Here is a 19,399-nt window from a genome sequence, read left to right on the forward strand (position 1 = left end):
CCATGTTGCGCACTACCCTTTGCCCCCTCGTTCTGGCTCTCGCACTCGCGCTGCCTTTAACCGCTGCAGCCGCAGACGCCGAACGCTGGCCCAGCGTCGGCACGCAGGGCACGCAGTTCGTGCGCAACGGCAAGCCTTACCAGATCCTCTCCGGCGCCATCCATTTCCAGCGCATTCCGCGCGCCTACTGGAAAGACCGCCTGCAGAAAGCGCGCGCACTGGGCCTGAATACCGTAGAAACCTACGTGTTCTGGAACCTGGTCGAGCCGCAGCAAGGCCAGTTCGATTTCGATGCCAACAACGATGTCGCCGCGTTCGTGCGCGAAGCCGCCGCACAAGGCCTCAACGTCATCCTGCGCCCGGGCCCCTACGCCTGCGCCGAGTGGGAAGCCGGTGGCTACCCGGCCTGGTTGTTCGGCAAGGACAACATCCGCGTGCGCAGCCGCGACCCGCGTTTTCTCGCCGCCAGTCAGGCGTATCTGGACGCGGTAGCCAAACAGGTGCAGCCGCTGCTCAACCACAACGGCGGCCCGATCATCGCCGTGCAGGTGGAGAACGAATACGGCTCCTACGACGACGACCATGCCTACATGGCCGACAACCGCGCCATGTTCGTCAAGGCCGGCTTCGACAAGGCATTGCTGTTTACCTCCGACGGCGCCGACATGCTCGCCAACGGCACCTTGCCCGACACCCTGGCAGTGGTGAATTTTGCGCCAGGCGAAGCCAAGAGCGCCTTCGACAAGCTGATCAAGTTCCGCCCCGAGCAACCGCGCATGGTGGGCGAATACTGGGCCGGCTGGTTCGACCATTGGGGCAAGCCGCATGCCGCAACCGATGCCAGGCAACAAACCGAAGAACTGGAGTGGATCCTGCGCCAGGGCCACTCGGCCAACCTCTATATGTTCATCGGCGGCACCACTTTCGGCTTCATGAATGGCGCCAATTTCCTGGGCAATCCCAGCGACCATTACGCACCCCAGACCACCAGCTACGACTACGACGCCATCCTCGACGAAGCCGGTCGCCCCACGCCCAAGTTCGCACTGATGCGCGACGCCATCACCCGCGTCACCGGCGTGCAACCGCCCGCGCTGCCGGCGCCGATCGCCATCGCCGCACTGCCGGAAACCCAGCTGCGCGAATCCGCCTCGCTGTGGGACAACCTGCCCGCACCGATCGCCATCGACACCCCGCAACCGATGGAACACTTCGGCCAGGACTATGGCTACATCCTCTACCGCACCACCATTACCGGCCCGCGCAAGGGCGCGCTGTATCTGGGTGAGGTGCGCGATGTGGCGCGCGTGTATGTGAATCAACAACCGGTCGGCAGCGTCGAACGCCGGCTGCAACAGGTTTCCATCAACGTGGACATTCCGGCCGGCCAACACACCCTGGATGTTCTGGTCGAAAACAGCGGCCGCATCAATTACGGCCAGCGCATGGCCGACGGCCGCGCCGGCCTGGTCGACCCGGTATTGCTGGACAACCAACAACTCACCGGCTGGCAGGCGTTTCCGCTACCGATGCGCTCGCCCGACAGCCTGCGCGGCTGGACCCGCAAGCCTGTGCAAGGCCCCGCCTTCCACCGCGGCACGCTGCGCATCGGCACCCCCACCGACACCTATCTGGACATGCACGGCTTCGGCAAGGGCTTCGCCTGGGCCAACGGCGTCAACCTCGGCCGCCACTGGGCCATCGGCCCGCAGACCGCGCTGTATTTCCCCGCGCCGTTCCAGCGCAAGGGCGACAACACCGTGGTGGTGTTCGATCTGGACAGCACCGCCAAGCCCAGCGTGCGCGGTTTGAAGCAGCAGGTGTGGCTCAAGCCGAACGATTGACCACGCCCGCTGTTCCAGAAACGGCAATGCGATCGCGCAGCGGCGCAAACGCAAGCGCCGTCCTTCGTCAGTCACTTACTCGGCAACGTCTAGCGTTGCCGGCCGGCGCGCTTGCTCAAGAACCTGTTGCACTTGTTCGGCCAGCAGCTCCATGCAGAACGCCAGTTCGTCCATGCGGATCGCCGCACGCGGTGCTTGCTCTTCGCTGCGTGTGCGCGGCTCGGCCATGCGCGCCAAAAAACGCATGTGGTCTCCTAGTTTCTGCAGGCGGTACTGCGCCTGCTCCGGCAGGTAGTAGCCGGGCAATGAGCCGGCTGCGTCGGGTCCTTGTCTCATCCATCCTCCAGCAGCAGGTGAGTGGCGCCAGTAGCTGCGGCACCTGGCTTGAATGCTACCAGCTAGATAAAGCAATTTTTCCAATTTTCATTGCTTCATTTCGAATGAAGCGAAACTTTGTTGACTGGCGAACAATGCTGCGTCACCATGTGCTTCATGTCGAATCATGCAGTCAATTTTACGCTATCCGAACTGGCCGACACCCGTATGGGTTACCCGTTCCGGGGCGCGATCCCTGAAGTCGCCGATGGCAGCGTCCGTGTCATCCAGACCAGGGATGTCACGCGTACCGGCCTTTGCGCCTACAACACGCTTGTTGCAACAGAAGTCGAAGGGCGCAAAGAGCCCGATTGGCTACAGGACCAGGACATCGTCTTCATCGCCAGGGGCGCACATACCTTCGCAGCGCTGGCACAGGCACCGCCGCCGCGCACGCTTTGCTCGCCCCACATCTACGTCATCCGGGTCAAGGCGCCACACCGGTTATTGCCAGCCTTTCTTGCATGGCAGCTCAACCAGGCCCCGGCGCAACGTTACCTGCGCCAATCTGCCGAAGGCAGCAACCAGCTAAGCATTCGCCGCGCTGTCCTGGACAGCACCCTGATTCGATTACCCCCGCTACAGGTCCAACGCGCCGCCATCGCCATCGACCAGGCCGCGCAGGCCGAGCGCGCCACCCTCCACGCATTGATCGACAACCGCACCACCGAGCTGGCGATCTTCGCCGAGCGCCTCCTCGCCTAAGCCTTTGGAACTCCCATGAGCAAGACCGATATCGCCCAGGACACCATCAACGCCGCCGTCTGGGGCGCCTGCGACACCTTCCGCGGCACCGTGGACCCCAGCGTCTACAAGGACTACGTGCTAACCATGCTGTTCCTGAAGTACGTCTCCGACGTCTGGCAGGACCACTATGACGACTACAAGACCAAACACGGCGACAAGCCTGGCCTGATCGAAGAATTGCTCAAGAGCGAGCGCTTCGTGCTGCCGCATAGCGCCAACTTCTACACGCTGTACGACCAGCGCCACCGCCCCGGCAATGGCGAGCGCATCGACACCGCCCTGCACGCCATCGAAGACGCCAACCTGGGCAAGCTGCGCGACGTATTCCAGGACATCAGCTTCAACGCCAACAAGCTGGGCGAGGAGCAGCAAAAAAACGATCTGCTGCGCCATCTGCTGGAAGACTTCGCCAAGCCGGCGCTCAATTTGCGCCCCTCGCGTATCGGCCAGCTGGACATCATCGGCAACGCCTACGAGTACCTGATCAAGAACTTCGCCTCCAGCAGCGGCAAGAAGGCCGGCGAGTTCTACACCCCGCCGGAAGTCTCCGCGCTGATGGCGCGCCTGATGGACCCGCAACAGGGCGATGACATTTGCGACCCTACCTGCGGCTCCGGCTCGCTGCTGCTCAAGTGCGGCCGCCTGATCCGCGAGCGCACCGGCACCGGCAAGTATGCGTTGTACGGCCAGGAAGCCATCGGCAGCACCTGGGCGCTGGCCAAGATGAACATGTTTCTGCATGGGGAAGACAACCACCGCATCGAATGGGGCGACACCATTCGCAACCCTAAATTACTGGCTGGCAACCACCTCAAGGACTTCGACATCGTCGTCGCCAACCCGCCGTTCTCGCTGGAAAAATGGGGCTACGACAGCGCCGGCAACGACCCGCACGACCGCTTTCGTCGCGGCCTGCCGCCGCGCACCAAGGGTGACTACGCCTTCATCCTGCACATGATCGCCACCATGAAGCCGCGCAGCGGCCGCATGGCGGTGGTGGTGCCGCACGGCGTGCTGTTCCGTGGCGCCGCTGAGGGCCGCATCCGCCAGAAGCTCATCGACGAAAACCTGCTGGACGTGGTGATCGGCCTGCCGGAAAAGCTGTTCTACGGCACCGGCATCCCAGCGGCGGTGCTGGTGTTGCGCACCAAGAAAAAAGACAAGAACGTGCTGTTCATCGACGCCAGCCGGCACTACCAGGACGGCAAGAACCAGAACCTGCTGCGCGAAAGCGACCTGCAGCGCATCCTGGACACGGTGCAGGCGCGCCAGAGCGTGGACAAATACGCCTACCTGGCCAGCCCGGCCGAGATCGCCGGCAACGACTACAACCTCAACATCCCACGCTATGTCGATACCTTCGAGGAAGAAGCCGAAATCGACCTGATGGCGGTGCGCCGCGAGCGCGAGCAGTTGAAGGGCGAGCTGGCAAAACTGGAGATGCAGATGGCCGCGTATTTGAAGGAGCTTGGCTATGAGTGACGACAAACAAGACATCGCCATGGATACCGACAACGGCTTTCCCGCACAGAGCGCTACAGCAGTACGACGCACCTGGCACGAGGGCCGCTGGTGGTTTGCAGTCATCGACGTGGTGGCTGCCCTGAGCGACTCGGAAAATCCGGAAAACTATTTGCGCAACCTGCGTCGCCGCGATGAGGAACTGTCCAGTAGTTGGGACAGTCTGGTGCGCCCCTTGCGCGTCACCACGCCAGGCGGACCACAGCAGCTTAATTGCACAACGCTGGAAGGCGCGCTGCGCATCATTCAATCCATCCCCTCGCCCAAAGCGGAACCCTTCAAGCGTTGGCTGGCACGCATCGGCAACGAACGCATCCAGGGCGAAGAGGCAGCTGATTTCGATGCATTGAGCGAGAATCAGCGCCGCCTGTTCCTGCGCGACCAGATCAGCCAGCACAACAAGGATCTGGCGGCGGCCGCCAAACAGGCCGGCGTGGAAACGCCATTGGAGTACGCCGTCTTCCAGGACCACGGCTACAAGGGCCTGTACGGCGGCCTGGGCGCAAAGGACATTCACGCGCGCAAGGCGCTGAAGAAAAGCCAGAAGATCCTCGACCACATGGGCAGCACCGAATTGGCCGCCAACCTATTCCGGGCCACGCAGGCCGAAGAAAAGCTGCGCCGCGACAACGTGCATGGCAAGACTGCGGCCAACCGCACGCACTACGCTGTCGGCCAGACCGTGCGCAAGACCATCGAAGAACTGGGCGGAACCTTGCCGGAACACCTGCCTACCCCGCAGACCAGCATCAAGCGGCTGCAGAAGGACGCCACGCCGCCGCTGGGGCAGGACACGGACGACGACCAGGACGCACGATGAACCTCCATTTCGTCTCATGGCAAATCAAGCACTTGCCGCAAGGGGGGGGTCAATGTGACCCCCCCCTTGCCTGGGTTAGGCCGACAACCGCCCAAGCCGGTTTGCAGCGATGTGCCTCTCAATTCCGGACCTGGGTGGCCGCTTGGCTGGAGGTGACTGGCGATGCGTAAGCGCCCACATCCTGACCAGCCCCCCCCCTCGGCCACCGCAGGTGCCGAGGGGGCGGACAACACGCACGGCGAACTTGTGCTCTACGCCACCGAAGACGGCGCAACGCGCTTCTATCTGCGCGCCGAGAACGGCAGCGTCTGGCTCAGCCAGCTGGAACTGGCCGCGCTGTTCCAGACCTCCGTCTCCAACATCAACATCCACATCAAGAACGTCCTGGCCGAAGGCGAGCTGCAGGCCGGGGCAACCATTAAAGATGACTTAATGGTTCGTACCGAAGGCACCCGCCAGGTACGGCGGCCGTTGAAGCTCTACAACCTGGACATGATCCTGGCCATCGGCTACCGGGTGAAGTCCCCGCGCGGCACCCAGTTCCGCCAGTGGGCCACCAACCACCTGCGCGAGTACCTGGTCAAGGGTTTCGTGATGGACGACGCGCGCCTGAAGGACCCGGCCGGCTGGGACCACTTCGACGAGCTGCTGGAACGCATCCGCGACATCCGCACCTCGGAGAAGCGCTTCTACCAGAAGATCCGCGACCTGTTCGCGCTGTCGGTGGATTACCGCGACGACGACACCGCCACCGGCCAGTTTTTTGCCATGGTGCAGAACAAGATGCTCTACGCCGTCACCCAGAAGACCGCCGCACAACTGATCGTGGAGCGTGCCGATCCCGACCGGCCCAATATGGCGCTGACCGGCTGGAAGGCCGGGCGCGTGCGCAAGACCGATGTCATCGTGGCGAAGAACTACCTGCATGCCGAGGAGATCACCCAGTTGAACCGCATCGCCGCGATGTTCCTGGACTACGCCGAGGACCGCACCAGCCAGCGACATGACCTGCGCATGGACGACTGGCGCCAATACGTGGACCGCTTCGTCGAATTCAACGAACGGCCGCTGCTGAAGGATGCCGGCACTGTGAGCCACGAGCGCATGCAGCAGATCGTCCATGAGCGCTATGCGCTGCTCGATGCGAAACGTCGCAAGGAAGAGGCTTTGGCGGCGGACAAGGAAGACATCAAGGCGCTGGAGTCGGTGGAAAGGTTGGCGCGCAAAGGAGGCAGTCGTGCTTCCGAATGACGAGAGTAACGCGATGCCAAAAACACCTTTTTTATTCCCAACCGGCAATCCCGCATGTGGCTTCTTGCCTACCGCTCACATCACATCAACCGTCGATACGAAGAAAAGTTACAAGGAAAGCCGTGATGCTACCTGAGGGCTGGAGCCGCCGACCGCTTCACGAAGTTGCGGATGTGCGCACTGGAGTGGCGAAAGGGAAAACTGGTCTGACTGACCCGGTGGAACTTCCCTATCTTCGCGTGGCAAATGTGCAGGATGGCTTTATCGACCTCAGCGAGGTAAAGACGATTGCTGTGGAAAGGCATCAGATCGATCGGTACTCGCTCCAGGCGGGCGACATCCTGATGACCGAGGGCGGCGATTTCGACAAGCTGGGGCGAGGCGCCGTTTGGAGCGGCACGATTGATCCTTGCCTGCATCAAAATCACGTTTTCGCAGTCCGTGCCAAGCGAGAGCTGGTCAATCCACTATTTTTATCCGCGCTATCTGGGAGCGAATACGGACGCACATATTTCCTCGGATGCGCAAAACGCAGCACCAACCTTGCAAGCATCAACTCTTCGCAGTTGAAGGCATTTCCGGTCCTGCTGCCTCCCGTTGCCGAGCAGAATCAGATCGCCCACATCCTCTCCACCTGGGATCAAGCCATCGCCACTACTGAACATCTGCTGGCAAATGGCCGAATGCAATGGAACGCCCTAATCGGCATTACCCTACACCTGCCTTCTGCCAATCCAGATAGTTCAGCGCCAGCGGAAAACAACAATTTTCCTGCGTCGGTGCAACCTGGCATACCCACGTTGCCGCCCGCCCCACCAGAATGGCGTCGTATCCAATTGGGTGACCATCTCAAGGAAGTGCGTCGCCAGGCAGTCTTGACGAAAAACGAGACCTACACACTTGTGACCGTCAAACGGTCTCGGGGCGGCGTAGCACTGCGCGAGGTCTTACAAGGGAAAGAAGTCAAAACGCCAACGCAGTTCTATGTTCATACGGATGACTTCCTCATTTCAAAGCGTCAAATCGTGCACGGTGCCTGCGGCATCGTGCCACCAGCGCTGGATGGAGCAGTAGTCTCCAACGAATACGCTGTTCTCAACACGGATGGCGAGATCGACCTGCAATTTTTACGCTATCTTTCCGAGACGCGTTACTTTCAGCAAACGTGCTTCCATTCCAGCATCGGCGTGCACGTTGAAAAAATGATTTTCAAGGTCGACCACTGGCTCAATTGGCCATTCAATATTCCCCCTCTGGCACGGCAACAGCACATCGTAGAAATCCTAGACATCGCAAGTCGTGAGATCGCCGCCATTTCAAAGCAGTTGAAAGCGCTCAAACGCGAGAAGTCTGCGTTGATGTCCCAACTCATCACCGGCAAGCGCCGCGTGCGCCTGCCCGCCGGCGGGGCAAGCACCGCATGAGCCACAGCGCCCCCGACACCCGCGAACAGGCCAGCGCGCAGCTGCCCGCACTGCACCTGCTGTGTAACCTGGGCTGGCAGTACCTGAGCGCGGCGGACTGCCTGGCGCTGCGCGGCAGCACGCGCGAAGTGCTGCTGGTGCCGCGGCTGCTGGAGGTGCTGCAAACGCGGCGATACCGCTACAAGGGTCAGGAGTATCCGCTCTCGCCCGGCGCCATCGACCAGATCGTGCGCGAGCTGTCGGCGCTGCCGCTGGGCGAGGGGCTGTTGGCCGCCAACGAAACGTTGTACAAGCGGCTGGCGCTGGGCATCACCGTCACCGAGTTCATGCCCGACGGCAAGAAGCACCAGCCCACCATCGCGGTGATCGACTGGACGGATACATCCGCGAACCGCTGGGACATCACCGAGGAATGCGAGGTGCTGTCTGCGCAGGGCACGCATGCCCGCACCCCGGACATCGTAGGCTACGTCAACGGCCTGCCGCTGGTGGTGATCGAGACCAAGCGCGCCAATGCCGGGCATGCCGGCAAGTCGATGGTGGACGAGGCCATCAGCCAGCAGTTGCGCAACCAGCGCAGTGAGGAGATTCCGCAGCTGTTCGCTTACGCGCAGCTGCTACTGGCGCTCAGCCTGACCGAGGCACGCTACGGCACCACCCAAACCCCGGCCAAATTCTGGGCGCGCTGGCGCGATGAGCAGTTCGACGAGGCGTATCTGCATCGCCTCAAAAACGCTGCCTTGCCCGCGGCTACCCGCGATGTGCTGCTGGCCGGCAAGCCGGCACCGTTGCGCGCCTACTGCCAGGCGTTATGGGCGCACCCTATGCTGCCCACCGAGCAGGACCGGCTGCTGGCCGGCTTGCTCACGCCAGCCCGCTTGCTGGAGGTTCTGCGCAACTTCGTGCTGTTCGACCGCAAGGTGGGCAAGCTGGTGGCGCGTTACCAGCAGTTCTTCGGTATCCGTGCACTGCTGGCGCAACTGCGCAAGCTCCGGCCCGATGGCAGCCGCGAGGGCGGCGTGCTCTGGCACACCACCGGCTCGGGAAAGAGCTTCACCATGGTGTTCCTGACCAAGGCGCTGCTGCTGGATGAGGCCCTGCAGGAATGCCGGGTGCTGGTGGTCACCGACCGCACCGACCTGGAAACCCAGCTGGCGCGCAACTTCCTGAGCGGCGGCGCGTTCGGCTCGGCGGTCGCCACCCGCAAGGACGGCGAGCGCAGCAAGGCCACCACCGGCCGCGACCTGGCGCAGCGCATCGGCCAGGGCACTGAGCGCATCACCTTCTCGCTGGTGCAGAAGTTCACTACTGCCGCCAAGCTGCCCGAGTGCCGCAATCCCTCGCCCGATCTGATCGTACTGGTGGACGAAGGCCACCGCAGCCACGGCGGCGAAACCCACGAACGCATGCGCAAGGCGCTGCCCAATGCGGCCTATCTGGCCTTCACCGGTACCCCGCTGCTGAAGGACGAAAAGACCGCCAACAAGTTCGGCCCGATCCTGCACGCCTACTCGATGCAGCGCGCGGTGGAAGACCAGACGGTGGCGCCGTTGCTGTACGAAGAACGCGTGCCGGAGCTGGATGTCAACGAAGCGGCGGTGAACCGCTGGTTCGACAAGATCACCGCCGGGCTGTCCGAGGCGCAGAGCAGTGATCTGAAGAAAAAGTTCGCCAGCAAGCGCGCGGTGTATGGCGCCGAAAACCGCATCGAACTGATCGCCTGGGACATCGCCGCCCACTACCACGAGCACGTCAAGCCGCTTGGTTTGAAGGGCCAGGTGGCCACCGACAGCAAGCGCGACGCAATCCGCTACAAGCGCGCATTGGACCAGACCGGCCTGGCCAGCAGCGCCGTGGTGATCTCCCCACCCGACACCCGCGAGGGCAACAGTACGGTGGATGAAGACAACGCGCCGGACATCCACAAGTGGTGGAAGCAAACCATGACCGATGCCCGCATCAGCCCGGAAGACTACGAGCGCGAAACGGTGCACGCCTTCGGTGGCGAGGGCGACCCAGATCTATTGATCGTGGTGGACAAGTTGCTTACCGGCTTCGACGAACCGCGCAATGGCGTGCTGTACATCGACAAACCACTGAAGGGCCATAACCTGATCCAGGCGGTAGCGCGAGTGAACCGCCTGCACGATGCAAAGCGCCACGGCCTGCTGGTGGATTACCGCGGCATCCTGCCGGAGCTGGATACCGCCGTGCGCGCCTACCGTGATCTGGAAACCCGCACGCAGGCGGGCTTCGACGTGGCCGACCTGGAGGGGCTATATCACGCGGTCAGCAGCGAATATAAACGCTTGCCGGCACTGCATGCGCGGCTATGGGCGTTCTTCGACGGGGTGACCAACCGCCGCGACCTTGAACAGTTCCGACAACGCCTGATCCCGCACTTCGTGCACGGCGCCGATGGCGAGGACTACGACGAACGCCAGGCCGTGCGCGAAGACTTCTATGCGGCACTGACAGAATTCGGCCTTTGCCTGCAGACTGCCTTGTCCTCGCGTAGCTTCTTTGAAGACACCGCCTTTCCAGACGCGCTGATCGATCGCTACAAGCAGGATCTGCGCTTTTTCTCTGGCCTGCGGCTGATCGCCCGGCAGGACGCGATGGAGACAGTGGACTACGGCATTTACGAAGAGCAGATCCGCAAGCTGGTGGACAAGCAGGTGATCGGCCGCGAGGTCCGTGAACCCGAAGGCGCCTACGTGGTACATGAGCTGGGCCAGCCACAGGACCCACAGTCATGGTCTGACGAAAAAACCCGCAATGAGGCGGACCTGATCCAAACCCGGCTACGTAAGACCATCGAACAGGACCTGGCAGGCGATCCTTACGCACAAAAGGTCTTCGGCGAGCTGCTGCGGCAGGCCATCACCGAGGCAGAAGCCATGTTCGACCATCCGTTGAGGCAGTACGCAGTCTTCAAGACCTTTGAACAGCGGATGGCATCCGAGCAAACACCTGGCATTCCTCTCGCATTGACCGACAATCCGCGTGCCAGCGCCTACTTCGGGGCCATCCGGCTTGGGCTGGGCGAGGAGGCGATGCAGGCCAAGAATGCTGCCGAGATGGCGCAACTGATTGAACTGGCCACCACAATCGACGAAGTGGTCCGAAACGCCGTCGCGGAGCATTCGCTGAACCTGCACAGCATCGAATCGCAAATCCGCCAGACATTGCTTCCGCTGATCTTTGATCTACTGGGGCTGGACCGCGCCAAACTCATCGTGGAACAGGTGATCCAGATCACGCGTGTCGGACTGAGTCGCACGTGATCCAGGATCCGGCCGATGCCCACGTGGTGGTGACCTATGGCGAGCGCCGCATCTACTGCAAGATCCGCCGATCTGCGGCACGGCACACCCAACGGGTGGCCATCCATGTGGAGCCTGACGGCCAGGTGCTGCTGGATGCGCCGTTGCAGGCAACGCAGGCGCAGATCAGGCAGGCGCTCACCCGGCGTGCGCGCTGGATCCACCTGCACCTGACAGCAATCGAAAGCCGCCTGAAACATGTCGCACCCTACGCATACGTCAGTGGAGAAACCGTGCTGTACCTGGGCAGACGCTACCGGCTGAAGGTAATCCTGGACGACCAACTGCACAGCGTGCGCTTACGTGGCGGCTACCTCGAAATCCGCCTCCCCAGCCGTGCCCCCGAGGCGATACGCGCGGCGCTGGAACGCTGGCAGCGCGAGCGCGCCAGGCAGGTTTTGCCGCAACGCGTGAACGCCATGGCCGAGCACCTACGCTGGATCAAGCAGTCACCGCCCCTGGCGGTGCGGCCGATGCAGCGCCAGTGGGGAAGTTGTTCGCCTCTCGGCAGAATCAGCCTGAATCTGGCCCTGATCCGTGTTCCTAGCGCCTGCATCGATTACGTCATCCTGCATGAGCTATGTCACCTCAAGTTCCACAACCACGGCAAGGCGTTCTACCGCCTGCTCGATGCCCACATGCCGGATTGGCGAAACGTCAAAATGCGCCTGGATGGCCTGGCCGAGCTGGCATTACGTCACTGAGCCAGAGCTGGTCTTTGGACGGCAGGCAGCTTTCAGCCAACGCCATCGGTGCGGCTTCGACAGGGCAGGTCGCTTGCCAATTGGCAATGCCTTCAACGATAGATTAAACAAACGTCAGGAGTCTGGCGGCCGGCGCTTCAGACCTGAGCCTGCCCGCCGTTATCAGAACGTCCGGTGCCGCTGCACCGCCCGTACCATCCAGGTATCGGACGGCGCAGATTCCAGGCAAGATCACCGGCTGACACCGTTACGCGGGCGCTTTGGTTGCTACGTAGACGGCCTGATTGCAGGTTCCAGGAGCGTTGCATGTCGTCGTCCACCGTTGCACAAGAATCCGTCCCTGCAGGTCCGGAACACACCCAGCACGCCTTCGCAGAGCAGATCCACAGCAAGCCCATGGGCAGTGCCGAGGCCGCGCACCTGATGACGTTCCTGTCCCAGACCGAATCGGCCAAGAAGCCGCAGACCCTGCTGCCACCGCAAGCGCGCGACGACAACGCCGCCTGAGCGATGCGCTGGCCTCTGCGGGAATGGCGACAGCACCGACGCTGTCGCCAGAGGCTGTTACTTGGACGAGTTGAACGCCTTGAGCACGGTCAGCAGGCTGGCGAGATTGTCTGTCACGCCGCCGTGCGCGACCTTCTCGACATCCGCTGCTGATGCGGACGTGCCGACACCGTGGACCTGCATCACGCCCTGGTTGGTGGCCGCCTGCGCCACTGTGTTCTGCTGCCGTTGCGCACAGACTGCGTCCTGAAACAGGATGTCGCCCGCATGGGTCATGCCTTGGTACATCGTCCCCATCGCCATGGCCGGCGCTTCGCCTACGACCTTGACGTTGGACTGCGTGACGGCATCGGTGATCTGTTCGTTGACTGCGGTGGGAAACGCCATGGATGTGCTCCTGAGTGGATGGATGCACGGCGGTATACGTTCTGCAGGCCAATGGTCGCTAAAAACCAACCACGATTTTTTCCCCATCGCGCCGCGCGCCGACACAACAGCACGCCAGCTGCACACCGTGCCATCTCGATAGCGACCGCCCCGCGCGTAACTCGATCCCCGCAATGCCACTTCTCAATGCGCGTCGCAGCACGACTGTGATCGTGCACCTGTATGCGATGCCGGACAGCAACCGCTCACCCAGGCGCAGGCTTTTCTCATACTTTCAGCAGTCCTCCCAGCCACTCAAGTGCGGCCAATGCCACAGCAGAGCGTCTGGCATGACATCGCGACTCATCAGACTAATCGGCGACTAGCGCCGCCCCGACGGGGCTGCGCACCTGGTCTTTGGAGCGGCTAGCAACACGTGGCGAGCAGTCGTCAGGTGAGCGCAGACGGTGCGCTCAGAAACGGAGTGGACGAGTGGTGGATCAGATTCCGAACACCGGCTGCGCGCGCATGGCGGCCACGCAGTAGTTTTGTCAGCTGCCCTCGATAAATAATAGTTAGTTTTTCAATTCATCACAGGACCAGATCACGATGCATTCGTCACGCTTGATGAGGCGCCTCGTTGCAAGCCTTGCCGCGAGCCTTGGTGTGTCAGCTGCGCTGGCGCAGCCGGCAACGTCGCCGCCCTCGCCGATCGTGCTCAGCGAATTCATCGCCGACCCGGCCCCAACCCCGCAAGCACACGCATCCACATTGCTGGAGACGCGCGACGGCACCCTGTTGGCCGCCTGGTTTGGTGGTGCGCACGAAGGCGCGGCCGACGTCGGCATCTGGCTTACCCAGCGCGGCGCGCAGCGGTGGCAGCCACCGCGCCGCATCGCCGATGGTGCGCACGCCGGCGCCGATGGCGCTGCAGTGCCGGCCTGGAATCCGGTGCTGTTTCAACCGGCCAACGGGCCGGTGCAGCTGTATTACAAACTCGGCCCCAATCCGCGCGATTGGTGGGGCCTGCGCATCACCTCGACGGATGACGGTGCGCACTGGTCACCACCACAGCGCCTGCCCAACGGCATCCTCGGGCCGATCAAGAACAAGCCGGTGCAGTTGCCGAATGGTCGCATCCTCGCGCCCAGCAGCAGCGAAGACCGCGGCTGGCGCGCGCATCTGGAATGGAGCGACGATGACGGCGCGCAGTGGCAGCGCGGCATGCCGCTCAACGATGCGGGCGCGATCGGCGCGATCCAGCCCAGCCTGCTGCTGCACCCCGATGGCCGCCTGCAGGCGCTTGGCCGCAGCCAGCAGAACAAACTCTTCAGCACGTTCTCAAGCGATGGCGGCCTGCATTGGCAGCCGATGCAGTTGCTCGAGGTGGATAATCCCAATTCCGGCACGGATGCAGTGATGTTGCGCGATGGCCGTGCATTACTGGTCTATAACCCTGGGGTTGCAGGCAAGGACTGGTGGGACGGCCGTGGCACCCTGGCAGTTGCCGTCTCCAACGACGGCACGCACTGGCAGCGCGTGCTGACACTGGAAAACAGCGAAAAAGACGAGTTTTCCTATCCGGCCGTCATCCAGACCCACGACGGCCTGGTACACATCAGCTACACCTGGAAGCGCCAGCGCATCAAGCACGTCGTGATCGATCCGGTACGGCTTGTTGGCAGCGAGAAGTGAGTCGTAATGAGTGATGCGCCACTAGCAACGGTGTCGCAACGTTTGGTTTGAGGCTTGGTGCAATAACCGACGCGCCTGGATGGGCTCGTCGATGCGGATGCCATCGCGTGCGCGCCGCTGGTAACTTGCCTACAAACCAAGTCGACTGGTCCTTGCACAAAATTCACGGCGTCGGTCGAGTGCGTGGAACCCTCCCCGCTCGCGAGACACGCCACAAACCCGTCCCTTTAGCTCGATGGCCGCATCCATGCCGCCAACGGTCCCGCAATCGGCGAGGGCACCGCACCAGACAGTTGGCTGGTGCCTTTATTGAAGAACGAGAACACCGCATAACGCGGCTTGCTGGCCGCTTGTTGAAAACGTTGCGCATCGACCAGCTCCACTGGTCCTTGCCCGCCCACCGTCGCGGGACCTTGAGCGGCATGGATGCCGCGCCAGAGCCTCCAGGGACGGATTCACGGCGTGTCCCGCGATGGTGGGCGGGCGAGGGCCCTGCAGAAAACGCTAAGAACTCGAGTGCGCGGTGCCCTCACCGCTCGCGGGACACGCCGTTAACCCGTCCAGGGGGGCTCGATGGCGGCATCCATGCCGCTAACGGTCCCGCAATCGGTAAGGACACCGCACCAGAAAGTTGGCTGGTGGTTTTGTTGAAGAACGAAGACAGCGCACCAGAGCGTCGCTGAAAGCTCTTCTGTTGAAAACTCTACGCACCGACCAACTCCATTGGTCCTTGCCCGCCCACCGTCGCGGGACCCTTGGAGTCATGGATGCCGCGCCAGAGCCTCCAGGGTGAAGTGACCCCCGGAAGTTGGACACCCCGTCCAACTCCGAGGATTTCATGAATCGATATGACGCACGCTTCAAACTTCAGGTCGCCAAGGAGGCCTGCAAGACCTCAATCTCGCTCAAGGCGGTGGCCCGCAGTTATGGTCTGGATTTCTCTACGGTCAGGCGTTGGGCAGCGACCTACCGGCTACATGGTTGGCGCGGGTTTGACCGCAAGCCTCGGTCCTACGATGTCCCGTTCAAGCTGGAGGTTCTTGAAAAGATGCGCCAGGAGGGGATGTCTGCGCGCGAGGCCACGAGCTACTTCCAGATAGGCAGTGCCGGCGCGGTGGCACAGTGGCAACGGCTGTATGCTGACGGCGGCGCCCAAGCGTTAGCGCCACCTCCATTGCCGCCTCACAAACCGATGAAAAAGACCAGCTCGTCCAAGCCCGCCGAGGACATGAGCCGCGATGAGCTGCTCAAGGAAGTGGCCTACCTGCGTGCGGAGACGGCCTACCTAAAAAAACTCGATGCCTTGATCCAGCAAGAGCAGGCGGCGCAGCGTACAAAGCGCACGCCGTCCAAGGATTGAGGCAGACCCACGCACTGCCGCTTTTGCTCGAAGCGGCCGAGCTATCACGCAGCACGTTTTACTACCAGATGCATGCCCTGGCCCATCCCGATCAGGGCGAGGTCGCGCTGTGTGAGCGCATCCGCGCGATTTACGATGAACACCAAGGGCGCTATGGCTATCGCCGCATCACACTGGAATTGGCCAATCAGGGTGAGGCGATCAACCACAAGCGGGTGCAGCGTCTGATGGCCGCACTGGGCCTGCAATCGCGGGTACGCATCAAGCGCTACCGCGCATTCAAGGGCGCAGCCAATGTCATCGTGCCCAATGTACTGGACCGCCAGTTTGAAGCCGCTATGCCTAACCAGAAGTGGGTGACCGATGTCACCGAGTTCAAGGTGCAGGGCATGAAGCTCTATCTTTCACCAATCATGGATCTGTACAACGGCGAAATTGTGGCTTACCAGATGAAACGCCGGCCGGTGTTGGACCTGGTAGGTCAGATGCTGGATCAGGCAATCAAGAAACTGTCACCCGACGCTCGGCCGATGATCCACTCTGACCAGGGATGGCACTACCAGCACGAAAATTACCGGCATAAGCTCGCAAACCATTCTCTGAAACAAAGCATGTCCCGACGCGGCAACTGCTTGGACAACGCGGCCATGGAGAGCTTCTTCGGGACGCTGAAGTCAGAATTTTTCTACCTCAACAGCTTTGACAGCATCGAACGCCTAGAAGCCGGGCTGGTGGAGTACATCAGGTACTACAACGAAGACCGGATCAAGTTGAAATTGAACGGCCTGAGCCCGGTAAAGTACCGGCAACAGGCCGAGCTAGCTGTCTGATCGCCCAACTGTCCAGCTTTTGGGGGTCACTTCAGGGACGGATTCACGGCGTGTCCTGCGATGGTGGGCGGGCACGGGCCAGTCAGACCATCCGCAGATCAACGCTCTGCACATGAGCCCGCGCAGCACTCAACCAACGTGACATGACCTGTCTTTCGGAAGACAGCTTGGCAAAGCTGCAGTCACAAGCCGCTTCAGCTGCCAAGCAACACCGACTGAGAAACCCTTATCGAGTAAGAGACCTCACTCTGCCGACTCGTGCAACAGCCCCACGATCCGCCGCACGCGCGCCACGTCGGTACGCTGATAGTCGCCGCCCAGGTCAGTGATATACGCATGCGGCGCATGTACCTGCGCTGCCACCGGCACGCGCGATGAGGCATGAAACTCGTGCGCGCCGGTGTTGGCCCGCAGCGCCAGCACATTGCTTTCCGATACGCCCGCGCCCGGCATCACGCTGATCCGATCGCCGGCCTGACGGACCAGCGCGGCGATGGTCTCGATGCCGTCAAGCGCCGTTGCCCGCCCACCCGATGTCAGCACCCGCTTGCAGCCTAGCGCGATCGCATCTTCCAGCACGCGCGACGGATCGGCGCTGACATCGATCGCACGATGAAACGTCACCCCCAACGCCCCTGCTGCCTCGATCAATACACGCATCGTCGCCAGATCGACCTGCCCATGCCGGTCCAGCGCGCCCAGCACCACCCCATTGCACCCAAGCCGCACGCACTGCTCCACATCGCGACGCATCACCTCCACTTCGCTAGCGTCGAACACGAAGTCGCCCACGCGCGGACGAATCAATACATACAGCGGAATCCGCAAACGCTCGCGCACCACCGCCAGCGTGCCGAATGACGGCGTCAGCCCGCCGCCGTCCAGCCCACCGCACAGCTCCACGCGCATGGCCCCGCCTTCTTGCGCGGCGAGTGCCGAAGCGACCGAATCGGCCGCCACCTCCAGCCCCAACGCACTCATGCCGCCGGCTCGCTGGTGTAATGGCTCTCGCCAGGCACCAACAGGTCTTGCCGCTGCGCATCGCACACCGCGTAACTGAAGCCCTTCTGGATCGCGAACGCACCCACTTCGCCGCGTTTGTTCATCGCCAGAAAGCCGACCTGCAAGGTGCGTGTCAGCTCCGGCTTGCGACGGATCAGCCGCATCACCACCTCGCGGCAGGCATCGGCCGGCGATTTGCCCTGCCGCATCATTTCCACCACCGCGAAACTGCCGACGTTACGAATCACCTCTTCGCCAACGCCGGTCGAGGTCGCACCGCCCACTTCGTTGTCCACATACAAGCCCGCACCGATGATCGGGCTGTCGCCCACACGACCGTGCATTTTCCACGCCATGCCGCTGGTGGTGCAGGCACCGGACAGGTTGCCGTGCGTATCCAGCGCCAGCATGCCGATGGTGTCGTGATTATCCTTGCCACCCGGCAACTTGGCATCGCGCCAGGCGCGGTTTTCGATATTGGCTTCCGGTGAATACTTGGACGTCTTCAGCCATTCCTTCCAGGCCGCTTCCGAGCTTGGTGTGAGCAGCTTGGTTTTCGGGAAGCCCTGCTCCAACGCGAACTGACGCGCACCATCGCCCACCAACATCACGTGCGGGGTTTTCTCCATCACCGCGCGGGCCACCGAAATGGCGTGCACCACATCTTCCAGCGATGCCACTGCGCCGCAATTGCCCAGGTGATCCATGATGCAGGCGTCCAACGTCACCCGCCCGTCGCGGTCCGGATAACCGCCCAGGCCGACGGTGGGATTGGTCGGGTCCGCTTCCGGCACGCGCACGCCGGCTTCCACTGCATCCAGCGCAGTGCCGCCGCTGCCGAGAATTCTCCAGGCCTCCTGATTGGCGGCAATGCCGAAATCCCAGGTGGAAATCACCCGTGCCGCACCACGCGGCAGCGCCGGCGGCCGCACGCCCGGGGTGGCGCCTGCCGCGGCTTGCGCGCGTGCGCCCCAGCCGGCCAGCCCGGAAGCGATCGCGCCCAGCGTGGCGCTCTTGAGGAAGTGACGACGTTGGATCATCCGGGCAACTCCATGATGGAAACGGGCGGCCGCACAGTGCGGCAACAGCCTTCCATCATGCGGCAGCGTCGCGTGCGGATAAACCGCATTGCGGCGCTGTCGTGTGCGGATCCACGCACAACCGTTGCTTGGCTGGGCCGAGCGTGGCTGGACCGCCGCGTGTTCGATGCGTGGATCGAACACGCGGCAGGCGACGGAAGGCGCCATGCGCAGCCATGCCGAATCGCGCCTGGTCGAGCAGAGGAGGCAGCCAGCCCTGCCCTCTTCGTCGCACCCTCATCCGGCGCTGCGCGCCACCGTCTCCCGGTGGGAGAAGGGATTGAAACCCGTCACGACACGGCTACGGGCAACGGTCCAGCTGCAGTGCCGCAGCGCACGCAGGGCACGCAGGGCCGGCGAAAAAATTTTCCGTCCGGTTAACCCCATTCGCTGCGCTGGCCCGTTTCACTGACAGAGGCGCAGTGCACGGCGACCTCGGGCTATCCGGTTGTTCACTCATCCACCTTCGCCACGCAAAGGATTTCCCATGCCACGTCATAGCCTGATCGCGCTCGCCTTGCTGCTGAGCGCCTGCTCGCACGAACCCG

General features: G+C 62.5%; 15 protein-coding genes and 1 other RNA gene. 11 read left to right on the top strand and 5 right to left on the bottom strand.

Features of this window, described 5'->3' with window-relative positions; genetic code table 11:
* The first annotated feature begins 2 nt into the window (after window positions 1-2).
* Window positions 3-1,844, top strand: a complete 1,842-nt coding sequence (locus M3O59_RS14755) for a glycoside hydrolase family 35 protein (RefSeq protein ID WP_116905961.1) — start codon at window positions 3-5, stop codon at window positions 1,842-1,844.
* A 75-nt stretch (window positions 1,845-1,919) separates the two neighbouring features.
* On the opposite strand, the gene M3O59_RS14760 is transcribed toward M3O59_RS14755, so the two are convergent.
* Window positions 1,920-2,180: an XAC0095 family protein gene (locus tag M3O59_RS14760; protein WP_064633646.1), complete on the bottom strand. Its 261-nt coding sequence runs from the start codon at window positions 2,178-2,180 to the stop codon at window positions 1,920-1,922.
* Window positions 2,181-2,336: 156 nt separating this feature from the next.
* Here M3O59_RS14760 and M3O59_RS14765 point away from each other — a divergent pair, with 156 nt between their 5' ends.
* The 8 genes from M3O59_RS14765 (at window position 2,337) to M3O59_RS14800 (ending at window position 12,519) form a co-directional block, all read left to right on the top strand.
* The gene (locus tag M3O59_RS14765; RefSeq protein ID WP_181920564.1) at window positions 2,337-2,924 is read left to right on the top strand and encodes a restriction endonuclease subunit S; all 588 of its coding nucleotides are present in this window, start codon (window positions 2,337-2,339) and stop codon (window positions 2,922-2,924) included.
* Window positions 2,925-2,939: 15 nt separating this feature from the next.
* The gene (locus M3O59_RS14770; RefSeq protein ID WP_116905959.1) at window positions 2,940-4,448 is read left to right on the top strand and encodes a type I restriction-modification system subunit M; all 1,509 of its coding nucleotides are present in this window, start codon (window positions 2,940-2,942) and stop codon (window positions 4,446-4,448) included.
* The gene (locus M3O59_RS14775; protein ID WP_181920563.1) at window positions 4,441-5,307 is read left to right on the top strand and encodes a BRO family protein; all 867 of its coding nucleotides are present in this window, start codon (window positions 4,441-4,443) and stop codon (window positions 5,305-5,307) included. Before M3O59_RS14770 ends, M3O59_RS14775 begins: the two co-directional genes overlap by 8 nt.
* A 162-nt stretch (window positions 5,308-5,469) precedes the next feature.
* Complete coding sequence (locus tag M3O59_RS14780; protein WP_239687008.1) at window positions 5,470-6,558, top strand: virulence RhuM family protein; 1,089 nt, start codon at window positions 5,470-5,472, stop codon at window positions 6,556-6,558.
* 125 nt (window positions 6,559-6,683) lie between these two features.
* Window positions 6,684-7,982, top strand: coding sequence for a restriction endonuclease subunit S (locus tag M3O59_RS14785; protein ID WP_220375936.1), 1,299 nt, complete (start codon window positions 6,684-6,686; stop codon window positions 7,980-7,982).
* Window positions 7,979-11,269 carry a type I restriction endonuclease subunit R gene (locus M3O59_RS14790; protein ID WP_116905956.1) on the top strand — a complete coding sequence of 1,097 codons (3,291 nt, stop codon included), beginning with the start codon at window positions 7,979-7,981 and terminating at the stop codon, window positions 11,267-11,269. The genes M3O59_RS14785 and M3O59_RS14790 overlap by 4 nt, the downstream gene beginning before the upstream one ends.
* A complete protein-coding gene (locus M3O59_RS14795; protein WP_373419018.1) occupies window positions 11,269-12,012 on the top strand; it encodes a M48 family metallopeptidase in 744 nt (247 codons plus the stop codon). The genes M3O59_RS14790 and M3O59_RS14795 overlap by 1 nt, the downstream gene beginning before the upstream one ends.
* A 306-nt stretch (window positions 12,013-12,318) precedes the next feature.
* Window positions 12,319-12,519, top strand: coding sequence for a hypothetical protein (locus M3O59_RS14800; RefSeq protein ID WP_116905954.1), 201 nt, complete (start codon window positions 12,319-12,321; stop codon window positions 12,517-12,519).
* 57 nt (window positions 12,520-12,576) lie between these two features.
* Here M3O59_RS14800 and M3O59_RS14805 read toward each other — a convergent pair whose 3' ends face one another.
* Both M3O59_RS14805 and M3O59_RS14810 read right to left on the bottom strand, forming a co-directional pair.
* Window positions 12,577-12,906: a RebB family R body protein gene (locus tag M3O59_RS14805; protein ID WP_116905953.1), complete on the bottom strand. Its 330-nt coding sequence runs from the start codon at window positions 12,904-12,906 to the stop codon at window positions 12,577-12,579.
* 403 nt (window positions 12,907-13,309) lie between these two features.
* Window positions 13,310-13,386: non-coding RNA, sX9 sRNA (locus M3O59_RS14810), on the bottom strand.
* Between the two features lie 108 nt (window positions 13,387-13,494).
* Here M3O59_RS14810 and M3O59_RS14815 point away from each other — a divergent pair.
* A complete protein-coding gene (locus tag M3O59_RS14815; protein ID WP_064633630.1) occupies window positions 13,495-14,580 on the top strand; it encodes a sialidase family protein in 1,086 nt (361 codons plus the stop codon).
* An 838-nt stretch (window positions 14,581-15,418) separates the two neighbouring features.
* Window positions 15,419-16,770, top strand: a protein-coding gene (locus M3O59_RS14820) for an IS3 family transposase (RefSeq protein ID WP_409350118.1) whose coding sequence is annotated in 2 segments (ribosomal slippage) — window positions 15,419-15,875 and window positions 15,875-16,770 — 1,353 coding nt in all. Because the reading frame shifts where the segments join, the coding sequence is not laid out codon by codon here.
* Between the two features lie 243 nt (window positions 16,771-17,013).
* On the opposite strand, the gene M3O59_RS14825 is transcribed toward M3O59_RS14820, so the two are convergent.
* Together M3O59_RS14825 and M3O59_RS14830 are read right to left on the bottom strand one after the other, a co-directional pair.
* The gene (locus tag M3O59_RS14825; RefSeq protein WP_064634648.1) at window positions 17,014-17,751 is read right to left on the bottom strand and encodes a copper homeostasis protein CutC; all 738 of its coding nucleotides are present in this window, start codon (window positions 17,749-17,751) and stop codon (window positions 17,014-17,016) included.
* On the bottom strand, window positions 17,748-18,812 hold the full coding sequence (locus tag M3O59_RS14830; protein WP_116905338.1) for a N(4)-(beta-N-acetylglucosaminyl)-L-asparaginase: 1,065 nt from the start codon (window positions 18,810-18,812) through the stop codon (window positions 17,748-17,750). The genes M3O59_RS14825 and M3O59_RS14830 overlap by 4 nt, the downstream gene beginning before the upstream one ends.
* Window positions 18,813-19,399: the final 587 nt, after the last annotated feature.

It is taken from the genome of Xanthomonas nasturtii, assembly GCF_023337365.3.
Lineage (GTDB): Bacteria > Pseudomonadota > Gammaproteobacteria > Xanthomonadales > Xanthomonadaceae > Xanthomonas > Xanthomonas nasturtii.

What these genes read in the sequence shown, in the direction of transcription:
- M3O59_RS14780 (WP_239687008.1), top strand. Translation starts at nt 5,470, where the DNA reads ATGCGTAAGCGCCCACATCCTGACCAGCCCCCCCCCTCGGCCACCGCA.
- M3O59_RS14770 (WP_116905959.1), top strand. Translation starts at nt 2,940, where the DNA reads ATGAGCAAGACCGATATCGCCCAGGACACCATCAACGCCGCCGTCTGG.
- M3O59_RS14805 (WP_116905953.1), bottom strand. Translation starts at nt 12,906, where the DNA reads ATGGCGTTTCCCACCGCAGTCAACGAACAGATCACCGATGCCGTCACG.
- M3O59_RS14825 (WP_064634648.1), bottom strand. Translation starts at nt 17,751, where the DNA reads ATGAGTGCGTTGGGGCTGGAGGTGGCGGCCGATTCGGTCGCTTCGGCA.
- M3O59_RS14760 (WP_064633646.1), bottom strand. Translation starts at nt 2,180, where the DNA reads ATGAGACAAGGACCCGACGCAGCCGGCTCATTGCCCGGCTACTACCTG.
- M3O59_RS14785 (WP_220375936.1), top strand. Translation starts at nt 6,684, where the DNA reads ATGCTACCTGAGGGCTGGAGCCGCCGACCGCTTCACGAAGTTGCGGAT.
- M3O59_RS14800 (WP_116905954.1), top strand. Translation starts at nt 12,319, where the DNA reads ATGTCGTCGTCCACCGTTGCACAAGAATCCGTCCCTGCAGGTCCGGAA.
- M3O59_RS14830 (WP_116905338.1), bottom strand. Translation starts at nt 18,812, where the DNA reads ATGATCCAACGTCGTCACTTCCTCAAGAGCGCCACGCTGGGCGCGATC.
- M3O59_RS14765 (WP_181920564.1), top strand. Translation starts at nt 2,337, where the DNA reads ATGTCGAATCATGCAGTCAATTTTACGCTATCCGAACTGGCCGACACC.
- M3O59_RS14790 (WP_116905956.1), top strand. Translation starts at nt 7,979, where the DNA reads ATGAGCCACAGCGCCCCCGACACCCGCGAACAGGCCAGCGCGCAGCTG.
- M3O59_RS14755 (WP_116905961.1), top strand. Translation starts at nt 3, where the DNA reads ATGTTGCGCACTACCCTTTGCCCCCTCGTTCTGGCTCTCGCACTCGCG.
- M3O59_RS14775 (WP_181920563.1), top strand. Translation starts at nt 4,441, where the DNA reads ATGAGTGACGACAAACAAGACATCGCCATGGATACCGACAACGGCTTT.
- M3O59_RS14815 (WP_064633630.1), top strand. Translation starts at nt 13,495, where the DNA reads ATGCATTCGTCACGCTTGATGAGGCGCCTCGTTGCAAGCCTTGCCGCG.